We start from the raw sequence: 25017 nt of genomic DNA, 5'->3' as shown, positions 1-25017 counted from the left end.
GGCCCGGTCGGGCCCGGGAGGAGGCCCGGGGGGTTACTTGATGCCCAGCTCGGTGCACTTGGCGGCGAGGTCCGCGGTGCAGACGTCCGCGGCCTTGTAGATGCCGTCCGCGATCACCGTGGTCTGGATGTTGGTCTTGTCGACCACGACCGGCGGGAAGAGCGTGGAGGGCACGCCGTCGGTCGCGCCCTGCGCGCCGAGCTCCTTGCCCTGCAGCAGGTTCACGGCGAACTTGGCGGCCTCGGGGGCCAGCTGCAGCGGGGACTTGTAGATCGTGAAGGTCTGCGAGCCGGCGACGATGCGCTGGATGCCCGCGACCTCGGCGTCCTGGCCGCCGACCGGGATGTTCTTCACGCCGGCGTTCTCGAGGGAGGTGATGATGCCTCCGGCCATGCCGTCGTTGGCGGAGTAGACGGCGCCGATCTTGTCCTTGCCGACCGAGGAGATCGCGGCGGACATCTTCTCGCCGGCGACCTTCGGGTCCCACTCGCCGGACGCCTCGTAGGCGATCTTGCCGACCTTGCCGTCGAGCGCGGTGTGGGCGCCCTTCTTGAACAGGGCGGCGTTCGGGTCCTTCTCGTCGCCGTTGATCATCACGACGTTGGCGCCGGCCGCCTTGGAGCCGAGGGCGGCGAGGAGCGCCTGGCCCTGGAGCTCGCCGACCTTGTTGTTGTCGTGGCTGACGTAGGCGTCGGCGCCCGGGACGGCACGGTCGTACGCGACGACCTTCACGCCCTTCGCCTTCGCGTCCTTGACCCAGCCCGCGGCCTTGGCCGAGTCGACCGGGTCCAGGGCGATGACCTTGACGCCGTCGGCGATCAGCTGGTCGAACTGCTGCTTCTGCTTGACGACGTCGGAGACGGCGTTGTTGTACACGATCTCGCAGTCGGAGCAGGCGGCCTTGACGGCCTTCTCGAACTGCGGCTTGTCCAGGGCCTCGTAGCGCGAGGTCTTGTTCTCGGGAAGGAGCAGACCGATCTTGGTCGAGCTGCCCTTGTCTTCACCGTCTCCGCCGCCGGCCTGACCACAGGCGGCGAGGGACAGGGCCATCGAGACCGCGGCCGTGGCTATGACGGCGCGACGCGTCACCTTGTTCATTGGGGTTGCCTCCCTGACGAGGCCGCGACGTTGCGGCCGAGGATGCCCGAAGTCAACTCGGCCGCAACACCGTCGTCAAGAAGTAAATTCTTAACGAGATGACAACGGTGCCTTTCGTTATCTAAGTGAAGGCAGGCGTGGAGACCGGGGCCGCCGTCGGCAGGGGGCTCTCCAACAGGGTCGAATCGCCCATCTCGCTCAGGACGAGGGCGAGGGCGCCGAGCACCTCCGCGCGTCCGCCGAGGGCCCCCTGGGCCAGCGAGAGCTGCCGGGCGGCGCTGGGGATCGCGTACCGCGAGACGGAGTCCCTGATGGGCGCGAGGACCAGCTCACCGGCCTCGGCGAGGTCGCCGCCGAGCACGACCCGGCTGGGGTTGAGGAGGTTGCAGAGGTTGGCGATGCCGCTGCCGATGTGCCGGCCGACGTCGGCGACGACGCGGCGGCAGCCGGGGTCGCCCGCGCGGGCCAGCTGGACGACCCGCTCCATGGTCAGGTCCGGGCCGTGACTGGGCTGGAGGAGCGGCAGGACGTAGCGGGCGGCGGTGAAGGTCTCCAGGCAGCCGCGGTTGCCGCAGCGGCAGACCGGTCCCGACTCGTCGAGGGTGATGTGCCCGATCTCGCCGGCGGTGCCGCCGGGCCCCCGGTAGACCCGCCCGTCGATGACGAGGCCGGCTCCGACGCCGCTGGCCACCTTGATGTACGCGAGGTCCTTGACGCCCCGCCCGCTCCCCCAGACCAGCTCGCCGAGCGCGCCGAGGTTGGCGTCGTTGTCGACGTGCACGGGGACGCCGAGGCGGCCGGAGAGCTCCTCGGCGGGGTTGATGCCGCTCCAGCCCGGGAGGATCGAGGTCGAGCCGAGCCGGCCGGAGGAGACGTCGATGGGGCCGGGTACGCCGAGCCCGACGCCGATGACCTTGTCGCGGCTGATCCCGGTGGCCGCGATCAGCCGTGTGACCAGCTGTTCCGCCCGGTCGAAGCCCTCGGCCGCGGAGGCGTCCACGTCGAGCGGCTCGGCCTCCTCGGCCAGCACCTGGTGGGCGAGGTTGCCGACGGCGACCCGCAGGTGGGTGTGGCCGAAGTCGACGCCGATGACGATGCCGGCGTCCCCGGAGAGCGAGACGCTGCGGGCCCTGCGGCCCCCCGCGGAGGTCGGGGTGACCTCGACCGTCCCGCCGTCCTTCAGCTCCCGCACGATGTTGGAGACCGTGGCGGCGGACAGGCCCGTCGCCCGGGCGATCTCCGCCTGGGTCAGGGATCCGGCCATCCGCACCGCCCGGACGACCCGTTCGAGGTTGGCCTTGTGCAGAGAGGTCTGCGACCCCGGAGTCTCCATCGACTCACTCACTCCCACCGTTTTCTCCAACATGTGAACTCTAAGGGGACGCTTTCGCCTTGCTCCCCGTCAAGACCTTGAGTGGCGGGCGTCGGGTGTCACGGCACACGAAAGGCCCCCGGCGCGGCGGCGCCGGGGGCTCTTCGGGGGCGGGAGAGCGGGGCTTCGTCCCCCTCCGGGGGCGGGTTGCGGCTACTTCACGGCGCCGGCGGTCAGACCGGCCACCACCTGCCGCTGGAAGATGATGTACGCGGCGAGGACCGGCAGCATCGCCATCACGAGGCCGGCGAAGAGGCCGGACCAGTCGCCCTTGTAGCCCTGGCTCGTGGCCAGCTGGACGAGGCCCTGGGAGAGCACCTTCTCGTCCTGCTCCGTGTTGAGCACGGTGGGCAGCAGGTACTGGTTCCACTGGCCGAGGAAGTTGAAGATGCCGACGCTGATCAGGCCCGGCCTGGCCATGGGCAGCATGACCTGGAAGAAGGTCCGGGTGTGCGAGGCGCCGTCCACGAAGGCCGCTTCCGCCACCGAGGACGGCAGGGTGCGGAAGAAGGCCGTCAGGAAGAAGACGGTGAAGGGCAGCGAGTACGCGATGTAGACGAGGATCAGGCCGTGCGGGGTGTTGAGCAGGGCCATGTTCTGCATCACGTAGAAGAGCGGCACCAGCGCCAGGATGATCGGGAAGCTCATCCCTCCGATGAAGAGGAAGTAGATGAAGCGGTTCCCGGGGAAGTCGAAGCGGGCCAGCACGTACGCCGCCATCGAGCCGAGGAGCAGGGTGCCGATGAGCGAACCGCCGACGACCACGATCGTGTTCATGAAGTAGTCGCTCATGTGTGCCTGGGACCAGGCGCGCGACCAGTTCTCGAAGTGCAGGCCGTCCGGCAGCGACCACGGGGAGGTGAAGATCGCCCGGTCGGTCTTGAACGAGGTCATCACCGCCCAGAGCAGCGGCATGACGACCATGATCGCCCAGATGACGAGGACGCCGTGCGAGAAGACGTTGAGGACCGCGCCCTCCTTCCCGGACTCCTTGGGGGGCGTGGGCGCCGCCGTCTTGGCGACCGCGGGCCCGGGGCCCCCCGAGGGGCCCGGGGTCTCGACGCCGGGGGTGGCAGTGTCGGTCGTCTTCATCAGAACTCCAGCCGCTCGCGCCGGCCCAGCTTCATCACGATGGCCGCGAAGGCCAGGGTGACGAGAAGGAGCGCGACACCGATGGTCGTTGCGTAGGCGGCCTGACCGTCCCGGAACGCCTTCTGGTACACGTACAGCGGAAGGACGACGGTGGAGTAGTCGGGCCCGCCGCCGTTGGGGCCGACGGTCATGATCTGGACGACGGCGAAGGACTCCGCGCCGAGCGCGAGGATGCCCATGTAGATCCAGCCGGACTGCACGGTGTCCCAGAGCAGCGGCAGCGTGATCTTGAAGAACGTCGTGAAGCGGTTGGCGCCGTCGAGCAGGGCGGCCTCGTAGAAGTCCCTCGGAATGGACGCCATGCCGGCCGAGAAGAGGACGACGAAGAATCCGACCGTGGACCAGACGAGAACGGCCATCACACAGATGAGGGCGAGGTTCGGATCGCCCAGCCAGTCCGGCTGAATACTGCCGAGGCCCACGAGCTTCAGTCCGGAATTGATGGCTCCGCTGTTCGGGTTGTAGGCGAACTGGAAGAGCAGCGCGACGATGGCGATCGACAGCACCTGCGGGAAGAAGTACACGATCTTGTAGAAGCCTGATCCGCGCACACCGGCAATGGCCGCTCCACGGCGGCGCCGACCGCCGACATTGAGCATGAACGCGAAGAACAGCGCGAGTCCGACGGTCACCAGCGGCAGCACCACGGCGAGGGTCAGACTGTGCTGGAGCGATTTCCAGAAGATCTCGTCGTCCAGCATTCTGCTGTAGTTGTCGAATCCGACGAACCCGAATTCGGGGCTCAGTCCGCTCCAGTCCGTCAGCGAGTAGTAGATGGACTGGATGAACGGCCAGATGACGAAGAGCGCGTAGAGCGCGAGGGGCGCCGCCAGGAACCCCACGATGAAACGGTACTTGCCGTGCTGCATTCCTACCGACCCCGATCTTCCCGCGGAGGCGCGCCGCGGGTGCCGCGCGCGAAGGGACCGGGGCCCGCTCCCGGTCGGCGGGAAGGGGCCCCGGCACTGCTCACTGGTGCTTGTAGTGCTTGATCGAGGAGTCCTTGGCCGCTTCGTCGGCGAACTTCTGGATCTTCTTGATCGTCTCGGCCGGGGTCGCACGGCCGGCCATCATCTCGCCGATGCCCGCGACACCGATCTTCTCCTTCTGGAGGGCGACGTACCAGTCCTGGAGGCGCAGGTTGACGACGTTCTGGCCGGCCTTCTCCAGAGCCGCGACACCGGACTTGAGGCCCGGCGTCAGCTCGATGCCGTCGGTGCCGCCGTTGAACGCGGAGAGGGACTTCACGGACTGCGTGAAGTTCTTGGACGAGGCCTCGCTGAGCATGATGCGCAGCTGCTCCATGCCGCCCTCGGGGTTCGCCGCCTTGGCCGGGACGATGAAGGGCTCGCCGCCGGAGGCCCACATGGTGCCGAAGGGCATCTTGTCGGAGGCGTCGAGGCCGCTCGGCGCCGAGACGGCCAGGTCGAAGTCGGCCGGCATGGTCTTGGCCGCCTCGTTCTCGACCCAGGAGCCGTTCGGGATGAAGAGGGCCTTGTTCTCGGTCCAGGCGGTCTGCGACTGGATGTGGTCGAGGCCGGGGGTGCCGTTGAGGATGTAGCCCTTGCGCTTGAGCTCGTAGTACGCCTCGAAACAGGCCTTGACCGCGGGGTGCTCCCAGGCCTTCGGCTCCAGGTTGTCGATGGCGTCCAGGACCTCGCGGCCGCCGACCTTGGCGATCATCGGGTAGAGCGAGAAGGGCAGGTAGTAGGGGTGCTTGCCCGCGTACGTCCAGCCGGCGATGCCCTTCTTCTTGGCCTTCTCGCAGACGGCCAGCATCTCGTCCCAGGTCTCGGGGTACTTCGCGTCGAGGGAGTCGAGCAGCTTCTGCGAGTACCAGACCCCGTAGACGGTGTAGGCGTAGTAGAGGACCCAGACCGGGGCGCCGTCGAACTGGCCCATCTCGACGATGCCGGGCCGCAAGGTGTCGCGGACCGTCTTCTTCGGGTCGTCGATGGAGGCCGAGTCCAGGAGGGCGGTGAGGTCGGCCAGCTGCTTCTGCCCGACGAGGACGCCCATGTCCATCTGCTCGGCGCCGGAGTTGTCGATGAGGTCCGGCGGGTTGCCGCCGTTGAAGCGCGGCTGGAGCTCGGTCGTGATCTTCTGGGTGGGCGTGAACTTGACCTTGGCCCCGGGGTAATTCGTCTCGTAGACCTTGATCGCGTCCTTGGCGTACTGCTGTCCGAATCCGCCGTCGAAGAGAACGAAATCGAGCGCGGCCGACCCGTTCACCCCGAGCGGGTTCTTTTCGGACTTCGTGCCCTTCTCGACCTTTTCGTTGCCGTCGCCGCCACTGCTCGCGCAGGCGGAGAGGAAGCCCATGGTCGGCACCGAGATCAGGCCGATCGCGGCGGAACGCTTGATCAGATCGCGACGGCCGAGGCCGCCCTCACCGTTGTGTGCGGAGGTGGATCCCATGCTCAAGTCCTCGCCTTCATTCAGGACTCAGGCGGTGTACCGGTCGCCCGTAACTCACTCGCCACAGGCGAAGGGCCCCGCCACCGCGGTCATTTGCAGCCGGGTCGTGCACGCGTCGGGCCGTGGCCGGAGTGCTCCGGGGAGTGCCCCGAGGAGTACTCCGACTGGCTGGACGCCGACAGGTATAGTCCACTTCCCTTCACCTGAGCAAGATCGAAAGCAGGTTTCAGCAACCATCTTTCCCGAGTTGAGACCTCCGCGATAAGCGCGCCGAATCTGCGGCGTTTCGTCCAACCGTTGGCCCTGTAACACCCTTGACAGCACATCAGAGCTCCGCCTATTGGGAGGCCGCGCTACGCCATTGGTGGGGCCGAACCGTGCCGACCAGGGCAACGGAGGGGCAAACAGGGACATATGTTCGTGACCGAAACAGTTGTGTCACAGACCCCCCACCAAGTGAAGATTCCATAAGGAAGATCCGGGATCATAGAGGTCTCGCCGACGCCCGTCCTCGCGACGGAGGCGCGGCGAACCTGCCTGTTTCCTATGCGTTTGGAGTAATACGTGGCGAAGTCTTCTCGCCTGAACCGCACGGGCGTTCTGTCCCGTGTGACGGTCGCGGCGATAACGGCGGCTCTGGTCGGCACGACGACGGCGGCCACGGCCGCCGACGCGCCGAAGCCCACCATCGCCGGCGTCGAGCAGGCCTCCGGCGCGAGCGCCTTCTCGGCCGCGTCGGCCGCCGCCGTCGCTCCGGTGAACTACCTGAACGGCGTCAACAGCGCGGGCATCATCTGGCGCTACGAGCCGGTCGGTGGCGGTGCCATCCAGCGTCTCAACACCCAGTCCGGCTCCGGCTGGAACTACGACAAGCACTTCTCGCAGGCCGACATGAACGGCAACGGCTCCGCCGACGGTATGTACACCGTCAACCGCGGCAACCTGACCTACACCGCGTTCGGCGGCTCGCCCCGCTTCATCGGTGGCGGCTGGGGCATCTACAACGAGGTCTTCTCCGCCGCCAACACCGGCGGCGGCACGGCCGACGACGTCCTCGCCCGCGACAGCGCCGGTGTGCTGTGGCACTACCTGGGCAACGGCAACGGCTCGCTGACCCAGCGCTACCGCATCGGTTCCGGCTGGAACGCGTACACCCAGATCGCCGGCAAGGGCGATGTCTCGGGCGACGGGCGTCCCGACGTCGTCGCGCGTGACCGCAACGGCGTCCTGTGGCTCTACAAGGGCACCGGCAACTACCGGACGCCCTTCGCCAGCCGCACCCGTGTCGGCAGTGGCTGGAACACGTACAACGCCATCGTCTCCTCGGGCGACCTGAACTTCGACGGCAAGGCCGACCTCGTCGCCCGCGACGGCGCCGGCGCGCTGTGGCTGTACAAGGGCCGTGGCAACGCCACGACCCCGTACACCGGACGCGTGAAGATCGGCACGTCCGGCTGGAACGGCTTCCGCGAGCTGTTCTAGTCGTCCCCGGGCGCCTATGGGCGTCTAGGCCTCAGGGCAAGCGCAAGGGCCCCGCTCCTCTTCCGAGGAGCGGGGCCCTTGTCGTACTAGCCGATCACCCGACGCGTCAGCCGCGGATCAGGTTGCGGAGCACGTACTGCATGATGCCGCCGTTGCGGTAGTAGTCCGCCTCGCCGGGGGTGTCGATGCGGACGACCGCGTCGAACTCGACACCGGTGTCGGTCGTGACCTTGACCGTCGACGGCGTGGTGCCGTCGTTCAGCTCGGTGACGCCCGCGATGGAGAACGTCTCCTCGCCGGTCAGGCCGAGCGAGTCGGCCGACTGGCCGGCCGGGAACTGCAGCGGCAGGACACCCATGCCGATGAGGTTCGAGCGGTGGATGCGCTCGTACGACTCGGTGATGACGGCCTTGACGCCGAGGAGCGCGGTGCCCTTGGCGGCCCAGTCGCGGGACGAGCCGGAGCCGTACTCCTTGCCGCCCAGGATGACCAGCGGGGTGCCGGCGGCCTGGTAGTTCTGCGAGGCGTCGTAGATGAACGACACCGGCGCGCCCTCGACGGTGAAGTCGCGGGTGAAGCCGCCCTCGGTGCCCGGCGCGATCTGGTTGCGCAGGCGGATGTTGGCGAAGGTGCCGCGGATCATGACCTCGTGGTTGCCACGGCGCGAGCCGTAGGAGTTGAAGTCACGACGCTCCACACCGTGCTCGGTGAGGTACTTGCCGGCCGGGGTGTCGGCCTTGATGGCGCCGGCCGGGGAGATGTGGTCGGTGGTGACCGAGTCGCCCAGCTTTGCCAGGACGCGCGCGCCGACGATGTCGGTGACCGGGGTGGTCTCCATCGTCATGCCCTCGAAGTACGGGGGCTTCCGGACGTAGGTGGACTCGGTGTCCCACTCGAAGGTGTTGCCGGTCGGGATCTCCAGCGCCTGCCACTGGGCGTCGCCTGCGAAGACGTCCTGGTAGGACTTGTTGAACATGTCCTCGCCGATGGCGTTGGCGACGACGTCGTTGACCTCGGCCTCCGACGGCCAGATGTCGGCCAGGTAGACGGGCTTGCCGTCCTGGTCGACGCCGAGGGCGTCCTTGGTGATGTCCACCTTCATGGAACCCGCGATGGCGTACGCGACGACCAGCGGCGGGGAGGCCAGGTAGTTCATCTTGACGTCGGGGTTGATACGACCCTCGAAGTTACGGTTGCCCGAGAGCACCGAGGTCACGGCCAGGTCGTGCTCGTTGACGGCCTTGGAGACCTCCTCCGGCAGCGGGCCGGAGTTGCCGATGCAGGTGGTGCAGCCGTAGCCGACGAGGTTGAAGCCGACCTTGTCGAGGTACGGGGTGAGGCCCGCCTTGTCGAAGTAGTCGGTGACGACCTTCGAGCCCGGGGCGAGGGTGGTCTTGACCCACGGCTTGCGGGTCAGGCCCTTCTCGGTGGCCTTCTTCGCGACGAGCGCGGCGGCGACCATCACGTACGGGTTCGACGTGTTGGTGCAGGAGGTGATCGCGGCGACGGTGACGGCGCCGTGGTCGATCGTGTAGGTGGTGCCGTCGGGGGCGGTCACCTGGACCGGGTTCGACGGGACCGTGCTGCTGACGGCCGGGGCGTCGGAGGCCGGGAAGGACTCCTGGCCCGCCTCGTCGACGCTGTCGACGTAGTTGCGGACGTCCAGGGCGAACTGCTCGGCGGCGTTCGCGAGGACGATGCGGTCCTGCGGGCGCTTCGGGCCGGCGATGGAGGGGACGACCGTGGAGAGGTCGAGCTCCAGCTTCTCGGAGAAGTCGGGCTCGGCGGCCGGGTCCAGCCAGAGACCCTGCTCCTTGGCGTACGCCTCGACGAGCGCGACCTGCTGCGCGGAGCGGCCGGTCAGCTTGAGGTAGTTCAGGGTCTCGCCGTCGATCGGGAAGACCGCGGCGGTGGAACCGAACTCCGGCGACATGTTGCCGATGGTGGCGCGGTTCGCGAGGGAGGTGGCGGCGACGCCCTCACCGTAGAACTCGACGAACTTGCCGACGACGCCGTGCTTGCGCAGCATCTCGGTGATCGTGAGGACCAGGTCGGTGGCGGTGGTGCCGGCCGGCAGCTCGCCGGTCAGCTTGAAGCCGACGACGCGCGGGATGAGCATGGAGACCGGCTGGCCGAGCATCGCGGCCTCGGCCTCGATGCCGCCGACGCCCCAGCCCAGCACGCCCAGGCCGTTGACCATGGTGGTGTGCGAGTCGGTGCCGACGAGGGTGTCGGGGTACGCCTGGCCGTTGCGGACCATGACCGTACGGGCCAGGTGCTCGATGTTCACCTGGTGGACGATGCCGGTGCCCGGGGGGACGACCTTGAAGTCGTCGAAGGCGGTCTGGCCCCAGCGCAGGAACTGGTAGCGCTCCTTGTTGCGGCCGTACTCCAGCTCGACGTTCTGCGCGAAGGCGTCGTTCGTGCCGAACTTGTCCGCGATGACGGAGTGGTCGATGACCATCTCGGCCGGGGAGAGCGGGTTGATCTTCGCCGGGTCGCCGCCGAGTGCGGCGACGGCCTCACGCATGGTGGCGAGGTCGACGACACAGGGGACACCGGTGAAGTCCTGCATGATCACGCGCGCCGGCGTGAACTGGATCTCCTGGCTCGGCTGGGCCTGCGAGTCCCAGTTGCCGAGCGCCCGGATGTGGTCGGCGGTGATGTTCGCGCCGTCCTCGGTGCGGAGCAGGTTCTCCAGGAGGACCTTCAGGCTGTAAGGGAGGCGCGCGGAGCCCTCGACCTTGTCCAGCTTGAAGATCTCGTACGACTCGTCGCCCACGCGCAGCGTGCTGCGGGCGTCGAAGCTGTTCGCCGACACGACAGTCTCCTTCATCAATGTGCGCGTACTACCGCCATGCTGCCGCCACGGCTCCACGCCGATCCGCTAAGGTAAGACTTAGTTAGGTAACCCTTACCGGGCGGGCGGCTGCGGTGCGCCGTAAGCAGTTATCTCGATGTCGAGATAACTCTAGTGCATCCCCGCCGCTCGGTCATGCCCGGCCGCCCCGCAGATCCGGGTGGCGCGCGTCTCCCCCGGTCACGGGGTGGCGACGAGGTCGCCAAGCCGTGCGGCGAGCCACGGCCTGCGGCCGCCGGCCCGCATCCGCCCCAGGGCCACGGCCTTCCAGACCGGGGTGCGCCGGAAGGAGACGAGCAGGAAGGCGGCCGGGTCGACCGTGAGCCTGCAGTCGTACGCCCGCGGCGGGGCGTCTCGGGTCACCGTCATCGCCCCGCCGTCGACGACGACCGCGAGACGGGGGCCGCCCTTGACCACCAGGTCGAAGGCGATGCGGACGCCCCGCGCCTTCGCCGGGTCCAGGGCCAGGCTCATCATCGTCGGCATCGACTGGCCGATCACCAGGCTCGCCTCGTCCGCTCCGATCAACCAGGGGAGCCCCGCGCCGCGCGCGATGTCCAGGCCGTGCACGAGACTCTCGCTGAGCATCAGGCCGGTCACCACCGCGACGGTGAGCGTGGGCTCCGGGCCGTACCAGGGCGCGGTGACCGGAGCGTCCGGGGCGAGGTCCTCGGTGATCCGCAGGAACGTCTCACCCCGCTCGGCGAGGAGGTCGCCGAGCCGGGCGCGCCCCGCGCCGTCGAGGAGGGCGACGGAGGTGTCGTTCATGGCCGCGATCCGCTCGACGAAAGGCAGGTCGCCGGAGGGCAGGACGCTCGCCCAGTCCACGGCCCCGGCCCCGGCGTCGGCGTCGGCGTCGGCGTCGGCGTCGGCGTCGGCGTCGGCGTCGGCCCAGGCTCCGGCTCCGGCTCCGGCTCCGGCTCCGGCGTCGACCCTGGCCCCGGCATCGGCGTCGACCCTGGCCCCCGCATCGGCCCCGGCTCCGGCGTCGACATTCGTCGACACGACGGAGCCGTACGCGAGGTACACGGAGGCGAGGTGCGCACCGACGTCGCCGACGCTCCACCTGGGGACGCCGGAGGCGGCGTCCAGGTCGGGGACCTCGCGGAGCAGCCGCGCGAGGCGCGGGATCGCGGCGGCCAGCGCGGCGCGGGTCCTCTGGTGCTCGGAGACGGGATCGAACGTCGGGACGGTGCCCATGCCACTCCCCCATGCTGCGGACGGGCCCGCAGATTACCGCCGGGTAGCACGGCGGCGATAGAGCTGAGGGGACACCCGCCGACAGCGCACTGCCGGCGGCGCACGGCCGGCCACGGATGGCGGCGCACTGCTGGCCGGGGGCGGCCGGCGGACCGAGGATCGAGTCATGTTCAACGGCGCGCACGTGATTCTGTACACCCAGGACGCGGAGGCCGACCGCGACTTCCTCAAGGACGTCCTCGGCTTCGACCATGTGGACGCCGGCCGGGGGTGGCTCATCTTCAAGCTGCCGCCCGCCGAGATCGCCGTGCATCCCACGGAGGGCGAGCCGAAGCACGAGGTCTATCTGATGTGCGAGGACATCGCCGGCACCCTGACGGCCCTGGAGGACCGCGGGGCCGAGATCTCACGCCCCATCACCGACCAGGGCTGGGGACTGCTCGGGGCCGTCCGGCTGCCGAGCGGCGCCGAACTCCCCCTGTACGAACCGCGTCACCCGACCGCGCACACGCTGTCACCCTGACGGCCTACCCCAATGGCGAGCCCCATCTCATATCTGAGATAACGTGACGCCATGGCAGACGACTACCTCGTACGCATCGGCAAGCTCATCCGTGACGCCCGGCAGCACCGCGGCTGGACGCAGACGCAGCTTGCCGAGGCGCTGGCCACAAGCCAGAGCGCCGTCAACCGGATCGAGCGCGGCAACCAGAACATCAGCCTTGAGATGATCGCCCGGATCGGCGAGGCCCTCGACAGCGAGATCGTGTCCCTGGGTTACGCGGGACCGATGCACCTCCGCGTCGTCGGGCGCCGTCGGCTCTCCGGAGCCATCGACGTCAAGACGAGCAAGAACGCCTGTGTCGCGCTGCTCTGCGCCTCGCTCCTGAACAAGGGCCGCACGGTCCTGCGCCGCGTCGCCCGCATCGAAGAGGTCTTCCGGCTCCTGGAGGTCCTCAACTCCATCGGCGTGCGCACCCGCTGGATCAACGACGGCGTCGACCTGGAGATCGTGCCGCCCGCCGAGCTGGACATGGAGTCCATCGACGCCGAGGCCGCGATCCGCACCCGCTCGATCATCATGTTCCTCGGCCCGCTGCTGCACCGCATGGACCGCTTCAAGCTGCCGTACGCCGGTGGCTGCGACCTCGGTACGCGCACGATCGAGCCGCACATGATCGCGCTGCGGCGCTTCGGCCTGGACATCACGGCCACCGAGGGGATCTACCACGCCCAGGTCGAGCGCTCGGTCTCCCCCGACCGCCCGATCGTCCTGACCGAGCGCGGCGACACGGTGACCGAGAACGCACTGCTCGCCGCCGCCCGCCACGACGGCGTGACGGTCATCCGCAACGCCTCCTCCAACTACATGGTCCAGGACCTGTGCTTCTTCCTGGAGGCGCTGGGCGTACGGGTCGACGGCATCGGCACCACCACCCTGACCGTCCACGGCATCCCCCAGATCGACGTCGACGTCGACTACTCCCCCTCCGAGGACCCGGTCGAGGCGATGAGCCTGCTGGCCGCGGCGGTCGTCACGGAATCCGAGCTGACCATCCGCCGGGTCCCGATCGAGTTCATGGAGATCGAGCTCGCGGTCCTGGAGGAGATGGGCCTCGACCACGACCGCTCGGCCGAATACGCCGCCGACAACGGCCGCACGCGCCTGGTCGACCTGACGGTCCGCCCCTCCAAGCTGGAGGCGCCGATCGACAAGATCCACCCGATGCCCTTCCCGGGCCTGAACATCGACAACGTCCCCTTCTTCGCGGCGATCGCGGCGACGGCACAGGGCAAGACCCTCATCCACGACTGGGTCTACGACAACCGCGCCATCTACCTCACCGACCTCAACCGCCTCGGCGGCCGCCTCCAGCTCCTGGACCCCCACCGCGTCCTGGTCGAGGGCCCCACCCGCTGGCGCGCCGCCGAGATGATGTGCCCGCCGGCCCTGCGCCCCGCGGTGGTCGTCCTCCTGGCGATGATGGCCGCCGAGGGCACGTCGGTCCTCCGCAACGTGTACGTCATCAACCGCGGCTACGAGGAACTCGCGGAGCGCCTCAACTCGGTCGGCGCGCAGATCGAGATCTTCCGGGACATCTGAGAGCAGGACTGAAGGTGTCGGAGAGCGGTCGGACCTCCCAGGCCTGGGGGGTCCGACCGCTCTCCGAGTTGAGCCCGAGCCGAGCCGACCGGGTTGTCGGTCAGCCCATGCCCGGTGGGCCCATTCCGCCCTTGAGACGGTCGATGTCGGACTGGCGGACCTGGATCACGAAGAGGGCCACCAGGGCGCCGACGACGGCGAAGATCGCCGCTGTGACGAAGCCCGCGGACACGCCCGAGGTCAGCACCTGGTCGCCCCAGGGAGCGGGAAGCTGGCCCGTTTTGGCGAACTCGGCCTTCTGCAGCGGGGTCGCCTGGGAGAGGAAGAGGGGGACCTGGGTGTCCGCCTCGTTGCGGCTGGCCGTGCCGAAGACCGTCACCAGGATCGACAGGCCCAGCGAACCGCCCACCTGTTGCATGGCGTTGAGCAGACCGGACGCGGCGCCGGATTCCTGGGGTTCGACGTTCGACAGCGCCATGATGGTCAGGGAGACGAACATCAGGCCCATGCCGAGGCCGAAGACGAGGATCGGTCCGAGGATGCTGCCGAGATAGGTGGAGTCGACGTCGGTCAGGGTCAGCCAGGACAGTCCGGCCGCGGCGAGCACCGAGCCCACCACCATGAAGGGTTTCGGGCCGTACCGGGGCAGCAGGTTGGACGTGAGGCCGGCGCCGACCCCGATGATCGCGCTGACCGGCAGGAAGGCGAGCCCTGTCGCCAGGGGGCTGAAGCCCAGCACCTGTTGGACGAACAGGGTGAGGAAGAAGAACATCCCGAAGATGGCCGCCGCCAGACAGAGCATGATGACGTAGGTGCCCGAGCGGTTGCGGTCGGCGAACATGTGCAGCGGCGTGATGGGTTGCTGGGAGCGCCGCTCGATCAGGATGAAGGTGGCCAGGAGGACGACCGCCGCGACGAACGAGCCGATCGTGTACGGATCGCTCCAGCCCTCCTGGGCGGCCCGGATGAACCCGTAGACCAGAGCCACCATGCCGAGCGTGGAGGTGAGCGCGCCCGCGAGGTCGAAGTGGCCGGGGTGCCGCTCGGACTCCTTGACGTGTCGCGGGGTGAGGAAGGCGATGATCAGCGCGATCGGCACGTTGACGAAGAAGATCCAGCGCCAGTCGAGCCATTGGACGAGCATGCCGCCGGCGACCAGACCGATCGCGCCGCCGCCGGCCGAGACGCCCGCGAAGACGCCGAAGGCCCGGTTGCGTTCCGGGCCTTCGTCGAACGTCGTGGTGATCAGGGAGAGCGAGGTCGGGGAGGCTATCGCGCCGCCGACGCCCTGGAGGGCGCGGGCCGCGAGGAGTTGCCACTCGCTCTGCGCGAGTCCGCAGAAGAGCGAGGCCAGTCCGAAGAGCAGCACACCGAAGATGAACACGCGCCGTCGGCCCAGGATGTCACCTGCGCGTCCGCCCAGCAGGAGCAGACCGCCGAAGGTCAGCGTGTAGGCGTTGACGACCCACGACAGGCTGGTGGTGGAGAAGTCCAGCGCTGTCTGGATGTGGGGGAGCGCGATGTTCACGATGGTGATGTCGAGAACGACCATCAGTTGACAGGACGCGATGACGAACAGGGCAATGCCCTTGCCGTCACTGCCTTTCCTGGGGGTGGCCGTCTGTGCCGGGGGCGTCGGCTGGGGTGTACTCATTTGGCGACCTCGGGTCCTCGCCTGGTGAGTGAGCCGTGGGCCGGTCAGTCCACCTTTCGACACTAAGCCCGGCCTGCCCGGGCGACCAGTTGATCAAGCGTGTACGGGCTCGTCCAGGACCGCGAAGCCGTCCAGTTCCACCCGGGCCTGCTCGTCCCAGAGGCGTACGACTCCGATGACGGCCATCGCCGGGTAGTCGCGGCCCGCCAACCGTCGCCAGATCCTCCCGAGTTCGTGGGCGTGGGTGCGGTAGTCGTCGACGTCGGTCGTGTAGACGGTGACGCGGGCCAGGTCGGCGGGGGTGCCGCCGGCGTGCCGCAGGGCGGTGAGCAGATTGCCGAGGGCCGTGGTGAACTGCTCGGTGAGGGTGTCCCCCACGACGGCGCCCTCGTTGTCGAGGGCGGTCTGCCCGGCGAGAAAGACAAGCCGGGAGCCGGTGGCCGTCACGGCGTGGGAGAAGCCGGTGGGCGGGGCGAGTTCGGCGGGGTTGTGCCGGTGCAGGCTCATGAGGACGGCACCTCCTGGAGGCTGTCGAGCCTACGCCGGTGGGACGCGTACAGCTCCTTGGCGATGATCGTGCGCTGGACTTCGGTGGCTCCCTCGTAGATCCGGGGCGCGCGGACCTCGCGGTAGAGGTGTTCGAGGAGGTGACCGCGTTGCAGGGCGCGGGCTCCGTGGAGTTGGACGGCAGAGTCGACGACGTACTGGGCGGTCTCGGTGGCGAGGAGTTTGGCCATGGCGGAGCGGCGGGGTACGTCCGGGTCTCCGCCGTCGTACGCGGCCGCGGCCGCGTAGACGAGCAGGCGGGCGGCTTCGGTGCGGGTGGCCATCTCGGCGATCCGGTGGGCGACGGCCTGGAGGTCGGCGAGGTGTCCGCCGAAGGCGGGGCGATCGGCGGTGTGGGCGACTGCGGCGTCGAGGGCCGCCTGCGCCATGCCCACGGCGAAGGCCCCGACGCTGGGGCGGAAGAGGTTGAGCGTGTGCATCGCGACCCGGAAGCCCCGGTCCGGTTCGCCGAGGAGGTCTTCGGCGCCGACGGGGACCCCGTCGAAGGTGAGGGTGCCCAGGGCGTGCGGGGACAGCATGTCGAGCGCCTCGCCGCCGAGCCCGGGGCGGTCGGCCGGGACGAGGAAGGCGGTGACGCCACGGGACCCCGCGCCTCGGGTGGTGCGGGCGAAGACGGTGGCGAAGTCGGCCTCGGGGGCGTTGGAGATCCAGCGCTTCTCGCCGTGCAGACGCCAGCCGCCGCGGCCGTCGGGGACGGCGTCGAGGGCGAGGGCGGCGGCGTCGGAGCCGGCGCCGGGTTCGGAGAGGGCGAAGGCCGCGACCGCCCGTCCGGCGGCGGCCTCGGGGAGCCAGCGGGCGCGCTGCGCGTCCGTGCCGAAGGCGGCGACCGGATGGGTGCCGAGGCCCTGGAGGGCGAGTGCGGTCTCGGCCTCGGTGCAGGCCTGGGCGAGGGATTCGCGCAGGAGGCAGAGGTCGAGGGCGCCGGCGTCGAAGAGGCGGGCGAGGAGGCCGAGTTCGCCGAGGGCGGCGACGAGGGGGCGGTTGACGCGGCCCGGCTCGCCCTTCGCGGCGAGCGGCGCGAGGTGGTCGGCGGCGAGGGCGCGGAGCTCCGCACACCAGGTGATCTGTCCCGGATCGAGCGAGAATGCGGGCATGTGGGCCCTCTCCGGCGCCCTGTGGCGCCCTTGTCGCTGCGCCCTGCGGCGCTTTTCTCCGTGCGCAGGCCGACACGCTCGGTCGTGCGCCGCCCGGCGTGTTCCGTCGTGCGCCGCCCGGCGTGTTCCGTCGTGCGCCGCCCGGCACGGTCGACCCTGTGCCGCCCGGCACGTTCGACCCTGTGCCGCCCGGCACGTTCGACCCTGTGCCGCCCGGCACGTTCGGCCTTATGCCGCCCGGCACGTTCGACCCTCTGCCGACCGACGCTCTTGTCGCGAACCGTTGACTGCCGTCACCAACACGATACGCTCGTGTGGCGTTGAGCGACCCCACCACGACAGGGGGACGGACTCATGGAGCTGACGCCCTCGGCCCATCTCGACACCTTCGCCCGCGACGGCCTGCCTCCGCCGGAGCGCTGGCCCCGCCTCGTCTTCGAGCTGCCGGAGCTCGCGTACCCCGACCGGCTCAACTGCGGAGCGGAACTCCTCGACCGCACGGTGGAACGATTCGGCACCGACCGGCCCGCCTTCCACGACGCCGAGGGCCGGATCTGGAGCTACGGAGACCTCCTCGACCGGGTCGACCGCATCGCCCACGTCCTCACCTCCGACCTGAAGGTCCGGCCCGGCAACCGCGTGCTCCTGCGCGGCCCCACCACGCCGTGGCTCGCCGCCTGCTGGCTCGCCGTGATGAAGGCCGGCGGCGTCGCCGTCACCGTCCTGGCCCAGCAGCGCGCACCCGAGCTCGCCGCGATGGCCGAGGCGGCCCGCTGCACCCACGCGCTCTGCGACGCCCACTCCCTCGACGAACTCCTCGCCGCCCGGATCCCGGACCTCCGCGTCACCCCCTTCGGCGGGGACGGCCCGGACGACCTGCTGGCCCTCGCCGCCCGCCGTGACGGCCGGTACGAGGCGGTGGCGACCGCTGCCGACGACGTGGCGCTCATCGCCTTCACCTCCGGCACCACCGGGCAGCCGAAGGGCTGCGTCCACTTCCACCGGGACGTCCTCGCCGTCGCCGACACGTTCTCCGCGCACGTCCTGCGCCCGCTGCCCGACGACGTCTTCGCCGGTTCGCCGCCGCTCGCCTTCACGTTCGGCCTCGGCGGGCTCGTCGTCTTCCCCCTGCGGGCCGGGGCGAGCGCGGTCCTCCTCGAACAGGCCGGTCCCCGGCAGCTCCTCGCGGCGGTCGAGCGGCACCGGGTCTCGGTGCTCTTCACCGCCCCGACGGCCTACCGCGTCATGCTCGACGAGCTGGCCGGCGAGGGCGCCCCCGACATCGGTTCGCTGCGGCGCTGCGTGTCCGCCGGCGAGAACCTCCCCGAGGCGACCTGGAACGCCTGGTACGGCCGCACGGGCCTGCGCCTGATCAACGGCATCGGCGCGACCGAGCTCCTGCACATCTTCATCTCGGCCGCCGACGGCGACATCCGCCCGGGCACCACGGGCCGCCCGGTGCCCGGCTGGCAGGCCAGGATCGTGGACCGGGAGGGCCGGGAGGTCCCGGACGGCGAGGAAGGCCTGCTCGCCGTGCGCGGCCCGGTGGGCTGCCGGTATCTCGCCGATCCGCGCCAGGCGGAGTACGTACGGGACGGCTGGAACGTCACCGGCGACACGTACGTCCGCCGGCCCGACGGCTGGTTCCGGTACGTCTCGCGGGCCGACGACATGATCATCTCGGCGGGGTACAACATCGCCGGGCCGCAGGTCGAGGAGGCGCTCCTCGACCACCCCGACGTCGTCGAGACGGCGGTCGTGGGCCGCCCCGACGCGCTGCGCGGCCAGATCGTCGTCGCGTACACGGTCGTACGGGACGGGGTGCCGCGCGACTCCGGTACGGCCGCAGCGCTGCGGGCCTTCGTCCGCGCCCGCCTCGCCCCGTACAAGTCGCCCCGCCGGATCGTCTTCCTCGACGCGCTGCCCCGCACCGCGACGGGCAAACTGCAGCGCTACCGGCTGCGGGATCCGGTCTGATCCGACGCCGGGCAGGTCCGGCCGACCCCCTAAAGTGATCACGTGGCCGAGCAGCACACTCCCCGATCCCTGATCGTCTCCCTCTACGGCGCGTACGGCCGTGGGCCCGACGAGTCCCCGATGCCGGTGGCCGCGCTGATCCGGCTGCTCGGGGGACTCGGCGTGGACGCGCCGTCGGTGCGGTCCTCGGTCTCGCGGCTGAAGCGGCGCGGGCTGCTGCTGCCGAGCCGGACGGCGGACGGCGCCGCCGGGTACGCCCTGTCGGAGGACGCGCGGCGGCTCCTCGACGACGGCGACCGCCGGATCTACGCCCGTACGGAGCCGAAGCTGTCCGACGGCTGGGTGCTGGCCGTCTTCTCGGTGCCCGAGGCGGAGCGGCACAAGCGGCACCTGCTGCGCTCCCGGCTCGCCCGGCTGGGCTTCGGCACGGCGGCGCCGGGTGTCTGGATCGCCCCCGCTCGGCTGTACGAGGAGACGCGGAACGCGCTGGAGCGGCTGGAGCTCTCGACGTACGTGGACCTCTTCCGGGGCGAGCACCTGGGGTACGCGGCGACGGCCGAGGCGGCGGCCCGCTGGTGGGACCTGCCGGCGATCGCGGGGCTGCACGAGGAGTTCCTCGCGGTCCACGAGCCGGTCCTGCGGTCCTGGCGCTCCACGCCGGGCGGCCCGGAGGACGCCTACCGGGCGTACCTGCTCGTCCTGGACTCCTGGCGCCGTCTGCCGTACGCGGACCCGGTCCTGCCGGCGGAGCTGCTCCCCCACGACTGGCCGGGCCGCCGCTCGGCGGAGGTCTTCGCGGCGCTGCACGAACTGCTGTGGGACCGGGGCGCGCAGTTCGTGCGCCCGTTCGTCAGCGGTACCTCCTAGAACATGGTGTTGTCGTTCTTCGAGGTGGGCGGGACGACCTGGAGGACGTCCCAGTGCTCGACGATCCTGCCGTCGGCGTCGAAGCGGAAGATGTCGATGCCCGCGTACTCCTCGTCGCCGGGCCAGGTCTGGTGGCAGTGCAGGACGACGTGGTCGCCGTCGGCGAACGCGCGCTTGTACGCGACGTGCTTGCCCGGGTACTCGCCGGCCATGCGCTCGAAGTAGTCGACGAACGCCTGCTTGCCGTCGCCGACGTGCGGATTGTGCTGGATATAGGTGTCACCGACGTACCGCTCGACGGCCTCGGCGGGTCGGCACTGGTTGAACATCAGGTCGTAGAACGCCTTGGCCGTGGCCTTGTTCCTCTCGGGCCCCTGCTCCATGCCCGTCTCCGCGTCGCTCATGGTGCCACCGTAGGTCCGGCGGCCGCGGGTGGCGCGGTGGGTGCGTCGGCCAGGTGTCGGGCCGTCCTCCGGCTGCTCGGGGACGTCTTACCCGCGCAGGGCGACACGGACCAGGGCGACGTCGGCGGCGGGGACCGCGAGTTCCCAGTAGCGGTCGGCGGCCTGCAGGGACAGCAGACGGAACAGGTCCTTGTCGACCGCCCGGCTGCCCGGGCCGGCGACTGGGCCCGCCCCGTGCACGTGGAACGGTGGAATCAGGGCCTCCTCAGGTGTTCTCGCGGCGGGTCGTCTTCCGTGCCGAGATCGCCATGAGCAGGGAGGCGAGTGCCGCGGCGGACAGGATCGTGCGGGCCGTGTTCCAGGCCACCCAGGTGTCCTCGAAGGCGGAGCGGGCCGCCGTCGGGTCCTTCGTGGTCGCCAGGGCGTCGTTCAGGGGGACGTTCGCCGCCGTGGTGACCACGAAGACCGCCGCGCAGAGGACGAACCCGAGGAGCGTCCACGCGCCGGCCCTGGTGGTGCGGTGCTGCCAGGCGGCCACGCCCGCGAGGATCGGCGCCCCGAAGAAGGCGGCGAAGAAGACCGGGTTCTGGATCACGTCGTTGATGTTCCGCATGACCTCCACGAAGACCCGGTCGTCGCTGCGGGCCAGCGCCGGCATCACCGAGCAGACGTACGCGAAGAAGACCCCCGCGACCAGTCCGGTCGCCACCGCCGCCGCGCCGAGGACCACCCCGGCGCCCTTCCCACCCCTGTTTGGTGTCATGCGCCCATTCAAGGGCAGCGGCAGCGCGCGGGCCATGGTTTCGCGTCGCACCCGCATGCGCGAGCGTCCACGGGCGGCCGGGCGGTCGTCCTACTCGCGGCGGCCCGTCGGGGGTGGGCGGCTGCCCGCGCGGTACGGGGCCGGCCAGGGCGCCGCCGGGCCCTCGTAGCCCTGTTCGGCCGCCGCGTGGAGCGTCCAGTGCGGGTCGTAGAGGTGCGGGCGGGCGAGGGCGCACAGGTCGGCACGGCCCGCCAGGAGCAGGGAGTTGACGTCGTCCCAGGAGGAGATCGCACCGACGGCGACGACGGGGACGCCGACCGCGCCGCGGATCCGGTCGGCGTACGGGGTCTGGTACGAGCGGCCGTACTCGGGGCGTTCCTCGGGGACGACCTGGCCGGTCGAGACGTCGATCGCGTCGGCCCCGTGCGCGGCGAAGGCGCGGGCGATCGCGATGGCGTCCTCGGTGTCCGTGCCGCCCTCGGCCCAGTCGGTCGCCGACACGCGCACCGTCATGGGACGGTCCTCTGGCCACACCTCCCGTACGGCGTCGAAGACTTCGAGCGGGAAGCGCAGTCGGCCTTCGAGGTTTCCGCCGTAGGCGTCGGTGCGGTGGTTGGTGAGTGGGGAGAGGAAGCCGGAGAGCAGGTAGCCGTGGGCGCAGTGGAGTTCGAGGAGGTCGAAGTCGCAGCGGGCGGCGCGGTGGGCCGCTGCCGTGAACTCCTCGCGTACGGAGGCGAGTCCGGCCCGGTCGAGGGCGCGCGGGGTCTGGTTGACGCCCGCCCGGTACGGGAGGGGTGAGGCGGCGACGAGCGGCCAGTTGCCGTCCGGCAGCGGCTGGTCGATGCCCTCCCACATGCGCCGGGTGGAGCCCTTGCGGCCGGAGTGGCCGAGCTGGACGCCGAGCGCCGTGCCGGGTGCTCGGGTGTGGACGAAGGCGGTGATCCGGGCCCAGGCCTCGGCCTGTTCGTCCGTCCACAGGCCGGAGCAGCCCGGGGTGATGCGGCCCTCCGGGCTGACGCACACCATCTCGGTCATGACGAGTCCGGGGCCGCCGAGGGCCCTGGCTCCCAGGTGGACGAGGTGGAAGTCGCCCGGGACGCCGTCCTCGGCGACGTACAGGTCCATGGGCGAGACGACGATCCGGTTGCGGAGGGTGAGACCGCGCAGGCGGAAGGGCGTGAACATGGGCGGGGTCCCGGGCGGGCAGCCGAAGTCGTTCTCGACGGTGCTGGTGAAGGCCGGGTCGCGCAGCCGGAGGTTCGCGTGGGTGACGCGGCGGCTGCGGGTGAGGAGGTCGAAGGCGAAGCGGCGGGGCGGCCTGTCCACGCGGTCGGCGAGCTCCTCGAACCAGCGGAGGCTGGCCGCGGCGGCGCGCTGGGTGGACGCGACGACGGGACGGCGCTCGGTCTCGTAGGCCGTCAACGCCTCGGCGAGGGTGGGGTGTTCGCCGATGTGCCGGGAGAGGGCGAGGGCGTCCTCGACGGCCAGCTTGGTACCGGATCCGATGGAGAAGTGCGCGGTGTGGGCGGCGTCGCCGATGAGGACGGTGTTGCCGTACGACCAGCGCTCGTTGACGACCGTGCGGAACGCGGTCCAGGCGGAGTTGTTCGCGCGGAGCTCCCGGCCGCCGAGCGCCTCGGCGAAGATCTTGGCGCAGCGGGCGGTGGACTCGGCCTCGTCGAGTTCGTCGAACCCGGAGGCCCGCCAGACCTCCTCGCGCATCTCCACGATGACGGTGGAGGAGTCCGCGGAGAACGGGTAGGCGTGGAGCTGCATCACGCCGTGCTCGGTCTCGGCGGTCTCGAAGCGGAAGGCCTCCAAGGGGAAGTCCGCGGCGAGCCAGATGTAGCGGCAGCGATGGGTGGTGACGGTGGGGCGGAAATGGTCGGCGTGTGCCTCGCGGGTGCGGCTGTGGACGCCGTCGGCGGCGATGACAAGGTCGTGGACGGCCGCGAGCTCGGCGGCGGGCGGGGCCTCGGCGTGGAAGCGGAGCCGTACGCCCAGCTCGGCGCAGCGGGCGTGGAGGAGCTCCAGGAGGCGGCGGCGGCCGAGGGCGGCGAAGCCGTGGCCGGTGGAGGTCGTGCGATGGCCCCGGTGGACGACGTCGATGTCGTCCCAGCGGACGAGCTCGCGGCGGAGCGCCTCGTACACGGCGGGGTCGGCGTCCCTGATCCCGCCGAGGGTCTCGTCGGAGAGGACGACCCCGAAGCCGAAGGTGTCGGAGGGCGCGTTCCGCTCCCAGACGGTGACCTCACGGGCGGGGTCGAGCCGCTTGAGCAGTGCGGCGGCGTAGAGACCACCGGGGCCACCCCCGATGACGGCGATCCGCAGGGGCGCCCTGAGCCGCTCGGGGTGGGGTGTCATGGTCAGCGGCCCTGCCATTTCGGGGGGCGCTTCTCCGTGAAGGCCGCGTGGAACTCCGCGTAGTCCTCGCCGTGCATCAGCAGGGCCTGCGTCGCCGCGTCCAGTTCGATCGAGGCCGCGAGCGGCATGTCGAGCTCCGCCGAGAGCAGTGCCTTCGTCTGGGCCAGTGCCAGCGCCGGGCCGTCCGCGAGCCGGCGGGCGAGTGCGGCGGCGCGGGTGTCGGCGGCGCCCTCCTCCGTCAGCTCGCTGAGCAGGCCGATGCGCTCGGCCTCGGCCGCCATGACGGGCTCGCCGAGCATCAGGAGCCGGGTGGCGTGGCCGAGCCCGACGACCCGGGGCAGCAGATAGGCCGCGCCCATGTCCCCGCCGGACAGGCCGACCCGGGTGAAGAGGAAGGCGAAGCGGGTGGTGGGGTCGGCGACCCGGAAGTCGGCGGCGAGGGCGAGGACGGCCCCGGCGCCGGCCGCGACGCCGTGCAGCGCGGCGACGACCGGGAAGGGGCACTCGCGGAGCGCCCGGACGACCTGGCCGGTCATCCGGTTGAAGTCGAGGAGCCGGGCGGTGTCGAGCGAGAGGGTGGCGCCGATGATCTCGTCGACGTCACCGCCCGAGCAGAAGCCCCGCCCCTCGCCACCGAGCACGAGGGCGCGGACGGCCCGCTCGCGGGAGAGCTCGGCGAGCAGGTCGCGCAGGTCGGCGTAGGCACCGAAGGTGAGGGCGTTGAGCTTCGCGGGGCGCGCGAGGGTCACGGTGGCGACGCCCTCGTCGAGGTCCAGGCGCAGGTGCCGCCAGCGTTCGGTGCGGGTCGCGGAGCCGGTAAAGGGGCTCATCCGGAACGGCCTCCTTCCTCCACCCGGAGGGTATCACTCAAGTGTGACCACCGTCACGAGTACGCGATAAAGCGAGTGTGTGCCCGGGCCTCACAAGGTCCCGGGAGACCGATGACCGAAGTCCCTGGCGCCCGGGGAGGGGGGCCCTGGGAACGGGATCTTGTGCCTCGTAAGGTTGAAACCAGGACGTCTCGGGATGCCCCCACCATCGCCCCCACCCCACTCGCCCACCTGCCGCCCCTCGGCGAAGGGAGCCCTGCCAGCCATGCCCGAAGCCCCCGGACCCGCCGCCGGATCCGCCCCCGGACCCGCCGCCGGACCCGCCACCGGACGCCCCGCCTCCTGGCACATCCGACTGCCGCACACGACCGCCGCCGTGCCGATCGCCCGCGCCCTGATCCGCGCCGCCCTCAACGACATCGAGCCCGGCATGGCCGCCCTCCCCGACGGCGACACCGCGGAGCTGCTCACCGCCGAGCTCGTCGCCAACGCCGTCGAGCACACCGCAGGCCAGGGCCCGATCGAGCTGGTCGTCGAGCTGCTCGCCGCGCCGGGCGGCTGTCAGATAGAGGTCCACGACCCCGAGCCGGCCGGCCCCGCCGCCCTCGTCCGCCCCGGCCCCGAGGTCGAGGTCGACCCCTGGCAGGAACACGGCCGCGGCCTCCTCCTGATCCGCGCGCTCAGCAGCGACTGCGGCCATCGCCCGACCGCGCACGGCAAGGCGGTGTGGTTCACGCTCCCGGGGATCCCGGCCCAGCGCCGTCACCGGGAGCCCTGAGCGGAGCCGGTCGGCCAACGGGATCGTGGAGCG

At 70.6% G+C, this 25017-nt stretch carries 21 protein-coding genes; 6 read left to right on the top strand and 15 right to left on the bottom strand.

Annotated features, from left to right (window positions below):
• Positions 1-33 precede the first annotated feature (33 nt).
• From IE124_RS04040 to ngcE, 5 genes are all read right to left on the bottom strand, one after another.
• Entirely contained in the window at positions 34-1098 is a 1065-nt protein-coding gene (locus IE124_RS04040) for a sugar ABC transporter substrate-binding protein (protein WP_189504910.1), read from the bottom strand.
• Between the two features lie 121 nt (positions 1099-1219).
• On the bottom strand, positions 1220-2431 hold the full coding sequence (locus IE124_RS04035; protein WP_189504908.1) for an ROK family transcriptional regulator: 1212 nt from the start codon (positions 2429-2431) through the stop codon (positions 1220-1222).
• Positions 2432-2623: 192 nt separating this feature from the next.
• Positions 2624-3562, bottom strand: a complete 939-nt coding sequence (locus IE124_RS04030; protein WP_189504906.1) for a carbohydrate ABC transporter permease — start codon at positions 3560-3562, stop codon at positions 2624-2626.
• Positions 3562-4491 (bottom strand): carbohydrate ABC transporter permease, encoded by a 930-nt coding sequence (locus tag IE124_RS04025; protein WP_189504905.1) that lies wholly within the window; start codon positions 4489-4491, stop codon positions 3562-3564. Before IE124_RS04025 ends, IE124_RS04030 begins: the two co-directional genes overlap by 1 nt.
• Positions 4492-4591: 100 nt before the next feature.
• Complete coding sequence (ngcE, locus tag IE124_RS04020) at positions 4592-6040, bottom strand: N-acetylglucosamine/diacetylchitobiose ABC transporter substrate-binding protein (protein ID WP_189504903.1); 1449 nt, start codon at positions 6038-6040, stop codon at positions 4592-4594.
• Between the two features lie 564 nt (positions 6041-6604).
• On the opposite strand from ngcE, the gene IE124_RS04015 reads away from it, so the two are divergent.
• Positions 6605-7522 carry an FG-GAP repeat domain-containing protein gene (locus tag IE124_RS04015; RefSeq protein ID WP_189504901.1) on the top strand — a complete coding sequence of 306 codons (918 nt, stop codon included), beginning with the start codon at positions 6605-6607 and terminating at the stop codon, positions 7520-7522.
• Between the two features lie 106 nt (positions 7523-7628).
• Here IE124_RS04015 and acnA read toward each other — a convergent pair whose 3' ends face one another.
• Both acnA and IE124_RS04005 read right to left on the bottom strand, forming a co-directional pair.
• A complete protein-coding gene (gene acnA / locus IE124_RS04010; RefSeq protein ID WP_370468729.1) occupies positions 7629-10343 on the bottom strand; it encodes an aconitate hydratase AcnA in 2715 nt (904 codons plus the stop codon).
• A 219-nt stretch (positions 10344-10562) separates the two neighbouring features.
• A complete protein-coding gene (locus tag IE124_RS04005) occupies positions 10563-11582 on the bottom strand; it encodes a maleylpyruvate isomerase N-terminal domain-containing protein (protein ID WP_189504897.1) in 1020 nt (339 codons plus the stop codon).
• Positions 11583-11748: 166 nt separating this feature from the next.
• On the opposite strand from IE124_RS04005, the gene IE124_RS04000 reads away from it, so the two are divergent.
• Both IE124_RS04000 and IE124_RS03995 read left to right on the top strand, forming a co-directional pair.
• A complete protein-coding gene (locus tag IE124_RS04000) occupies positions 11749-12105 on the top strand; it encodes a VOC family protein (protein WP_189504896.1) in 357 nt (118 codons plus the stop codon).
• 51 nt (positions 12106-12156) lie between these two features.
• Positions 12157-13686, top strand: a complete 1530-nt coding sequence (locus IE124_RS03995) for a helix-turn-helix domain-containing protein (protein ID WP_150265096.1) — start codon at positions 12157-12159, stop codon at positions 13684-13686.
• Positions 13687-13786: 100 nt separating this feature from the next.
• On the opposite strand, the gene IE124_RS03990 is transcribed toward IE124_RS03995, so the two are convergent.
• From IE124_RS03990 to IE124_RS03980, 3 genes are all read right to left on the bottom strand, one after another.
• The gene (locus IE124_RS03990) at positions 13787-15340 is read right to left on the bottom strand and encodes an MFS transporter (protein ID WP_189504894.1); all 1554 of its coding nucleotides are present in this window, start codon (positions 15338-15340) and stop codon (positions 13787-13789) included.
• A 93-nt stretch (positions 15341-15433) separates the two neighbouring features.
• The gene (locus tag IE124_RS03985) at positions 15434-15847 is read right to left on the bottom strand and encodes a RidA family protein (protein ID WP_189504892.1); all 414 of its coding nucleotides are present in this window, start codon (positions 15845-15847) and stop codon (positions 15434-15436) included.
• Positions 15844-17001, bottom strand: a complete 1158-nt coding sequence (locus IE124_RS03980) for an acyl-CoA dehydrogenase family protein (protein WP_189504890.1) — start codon at positions 16999-17001, stop codon at positions 15844-15846. Before IE124_RS03980 ends, IE124_RS03985 begins: the two co-directional genes overlap by 4 nt.
• 354 nt (positions 17002-17355) lie before the next feature.
• On the opposite strand from IE124_RS03980, the gene IE124_RS03975 reads away from it, so the two are divergent.
• Positions 17356-18978, top strand: coding sequence for an AMP-binding protein (locus tag IE124_RS03975; RefSeq protein ID WP_189504888.1), 1623 nt, complete (start codon positions 17356-17358; stop codon positions 18976-18978).
• A 42-nt stretch (positions 18979-19020) separates the two neighbouring features.
• Positions 19021-19845, top strand: a complete 825-nt coding sequence (locus tag IE124_RS03970) for a PaaX family transcriptional regulator (protein WP_189504886.1) — start codon at positions 19021-19023, stop codon at positions 19843-19845.
• Here the strand turns inward: IE124_RS03970 and IE124_RS03965 are convergent.
• The 5 genes from IE124_RS03965 to IE124_RS03945 all read right to left on the bottom strand — a co-directional run bounded on the left by IE124_RS03965 (position 19842) and on the right by IE124_RS03945 (position 24206).
• Positions 19842-20249: a nuclear transport factor 2 family protein gene (locus IE124_RS03965; protein ID WP_229832125.1), complete on the bottom strand. Its 408-nt coding sequence runs from the start codon at positions 20247-20249 to the stop codon at positions 19842-19844. The two genes, IE124_RS03970 and IE124_RS03965, sit on opposite strands and share 4 nt — an antisense overlap.
• Positions 20250-20336: 87 nt before the next feature.
• Complete coding sequence (locus tag IE124_RS03960; RefSeq protein WP_189504884.1) at positions 20337-20489, bottom strand: hypothetical protein; 153 nt, start codon at positions 20487-20489, stop codon at positions 20337-20339.
• 25 nt (positions 20490-20514) lie between these two features.
• Complete coding sequence (locus IE124_RS03955) at positions 20515-21012, bottom strand: anthrone oxygenase family protein (RefSeq protein ID WP_189504882.1); 498 nt, start codon at positions 21010-21012, stop codon at positions 20515-20517.
• Positions 21013-21102: 90 nt separating this feature from the next.
• On the bottom strand, positions 21103-23394 hold the full coding sequence (locus IE124_RS03950; protein WP_229832123.1) for a bifunctional salicylyl-CoA 5-hydroxylase/oxidoreductase: 2292 nt from the start codon (positions 23392-23394) through the stop codon (positions 21103-21105).
• Positions 23379-24206, bottom strand: coding sequence for an enoyl-CoA hydratase family protein (locus tag IE124_RS03945; RefSeq protein ID WP_189504880.1), 828 nt, complete (start codon positions 24204-24206; stop codon positions 23379-23381). The genes IE124_RS03950 and IE124_RS03945 overlap by 16 nt, the downstream gene beginning before the upstream one ends.
• A gap of 265 nt (positions 24207-24471) precedes the next feature.
• On the opposite strand from IE124_RS03945, the gene IE124_RS03940 reads away from it, so the two are divergent.
• Complete coding sequence (locus IE124_RS03940; protein ID WP_189504878.1) at positions 24472-24984, top strand: ATP-binding protein; 513 nt, start codon at positions 24472-24474, stop codon at positions 24982-24984.
• The last annotated feature ends 33 nt before the right edge of the window (positions 24985-25017 follow it).

This window comes from Streptomyces narbonensis (assembly GCF_014649015.1).
GTDB lineage: Bacteria > Actinomycetota > Actinomycetes > Streptomycetales > Streptomycetaceae > Streptomyces > Streptomyces narbonensis.
Note: the sequence above shows the minus strand (reverse complement) of the source record. Positions and strands in the feature narration are given on the sequence as shown.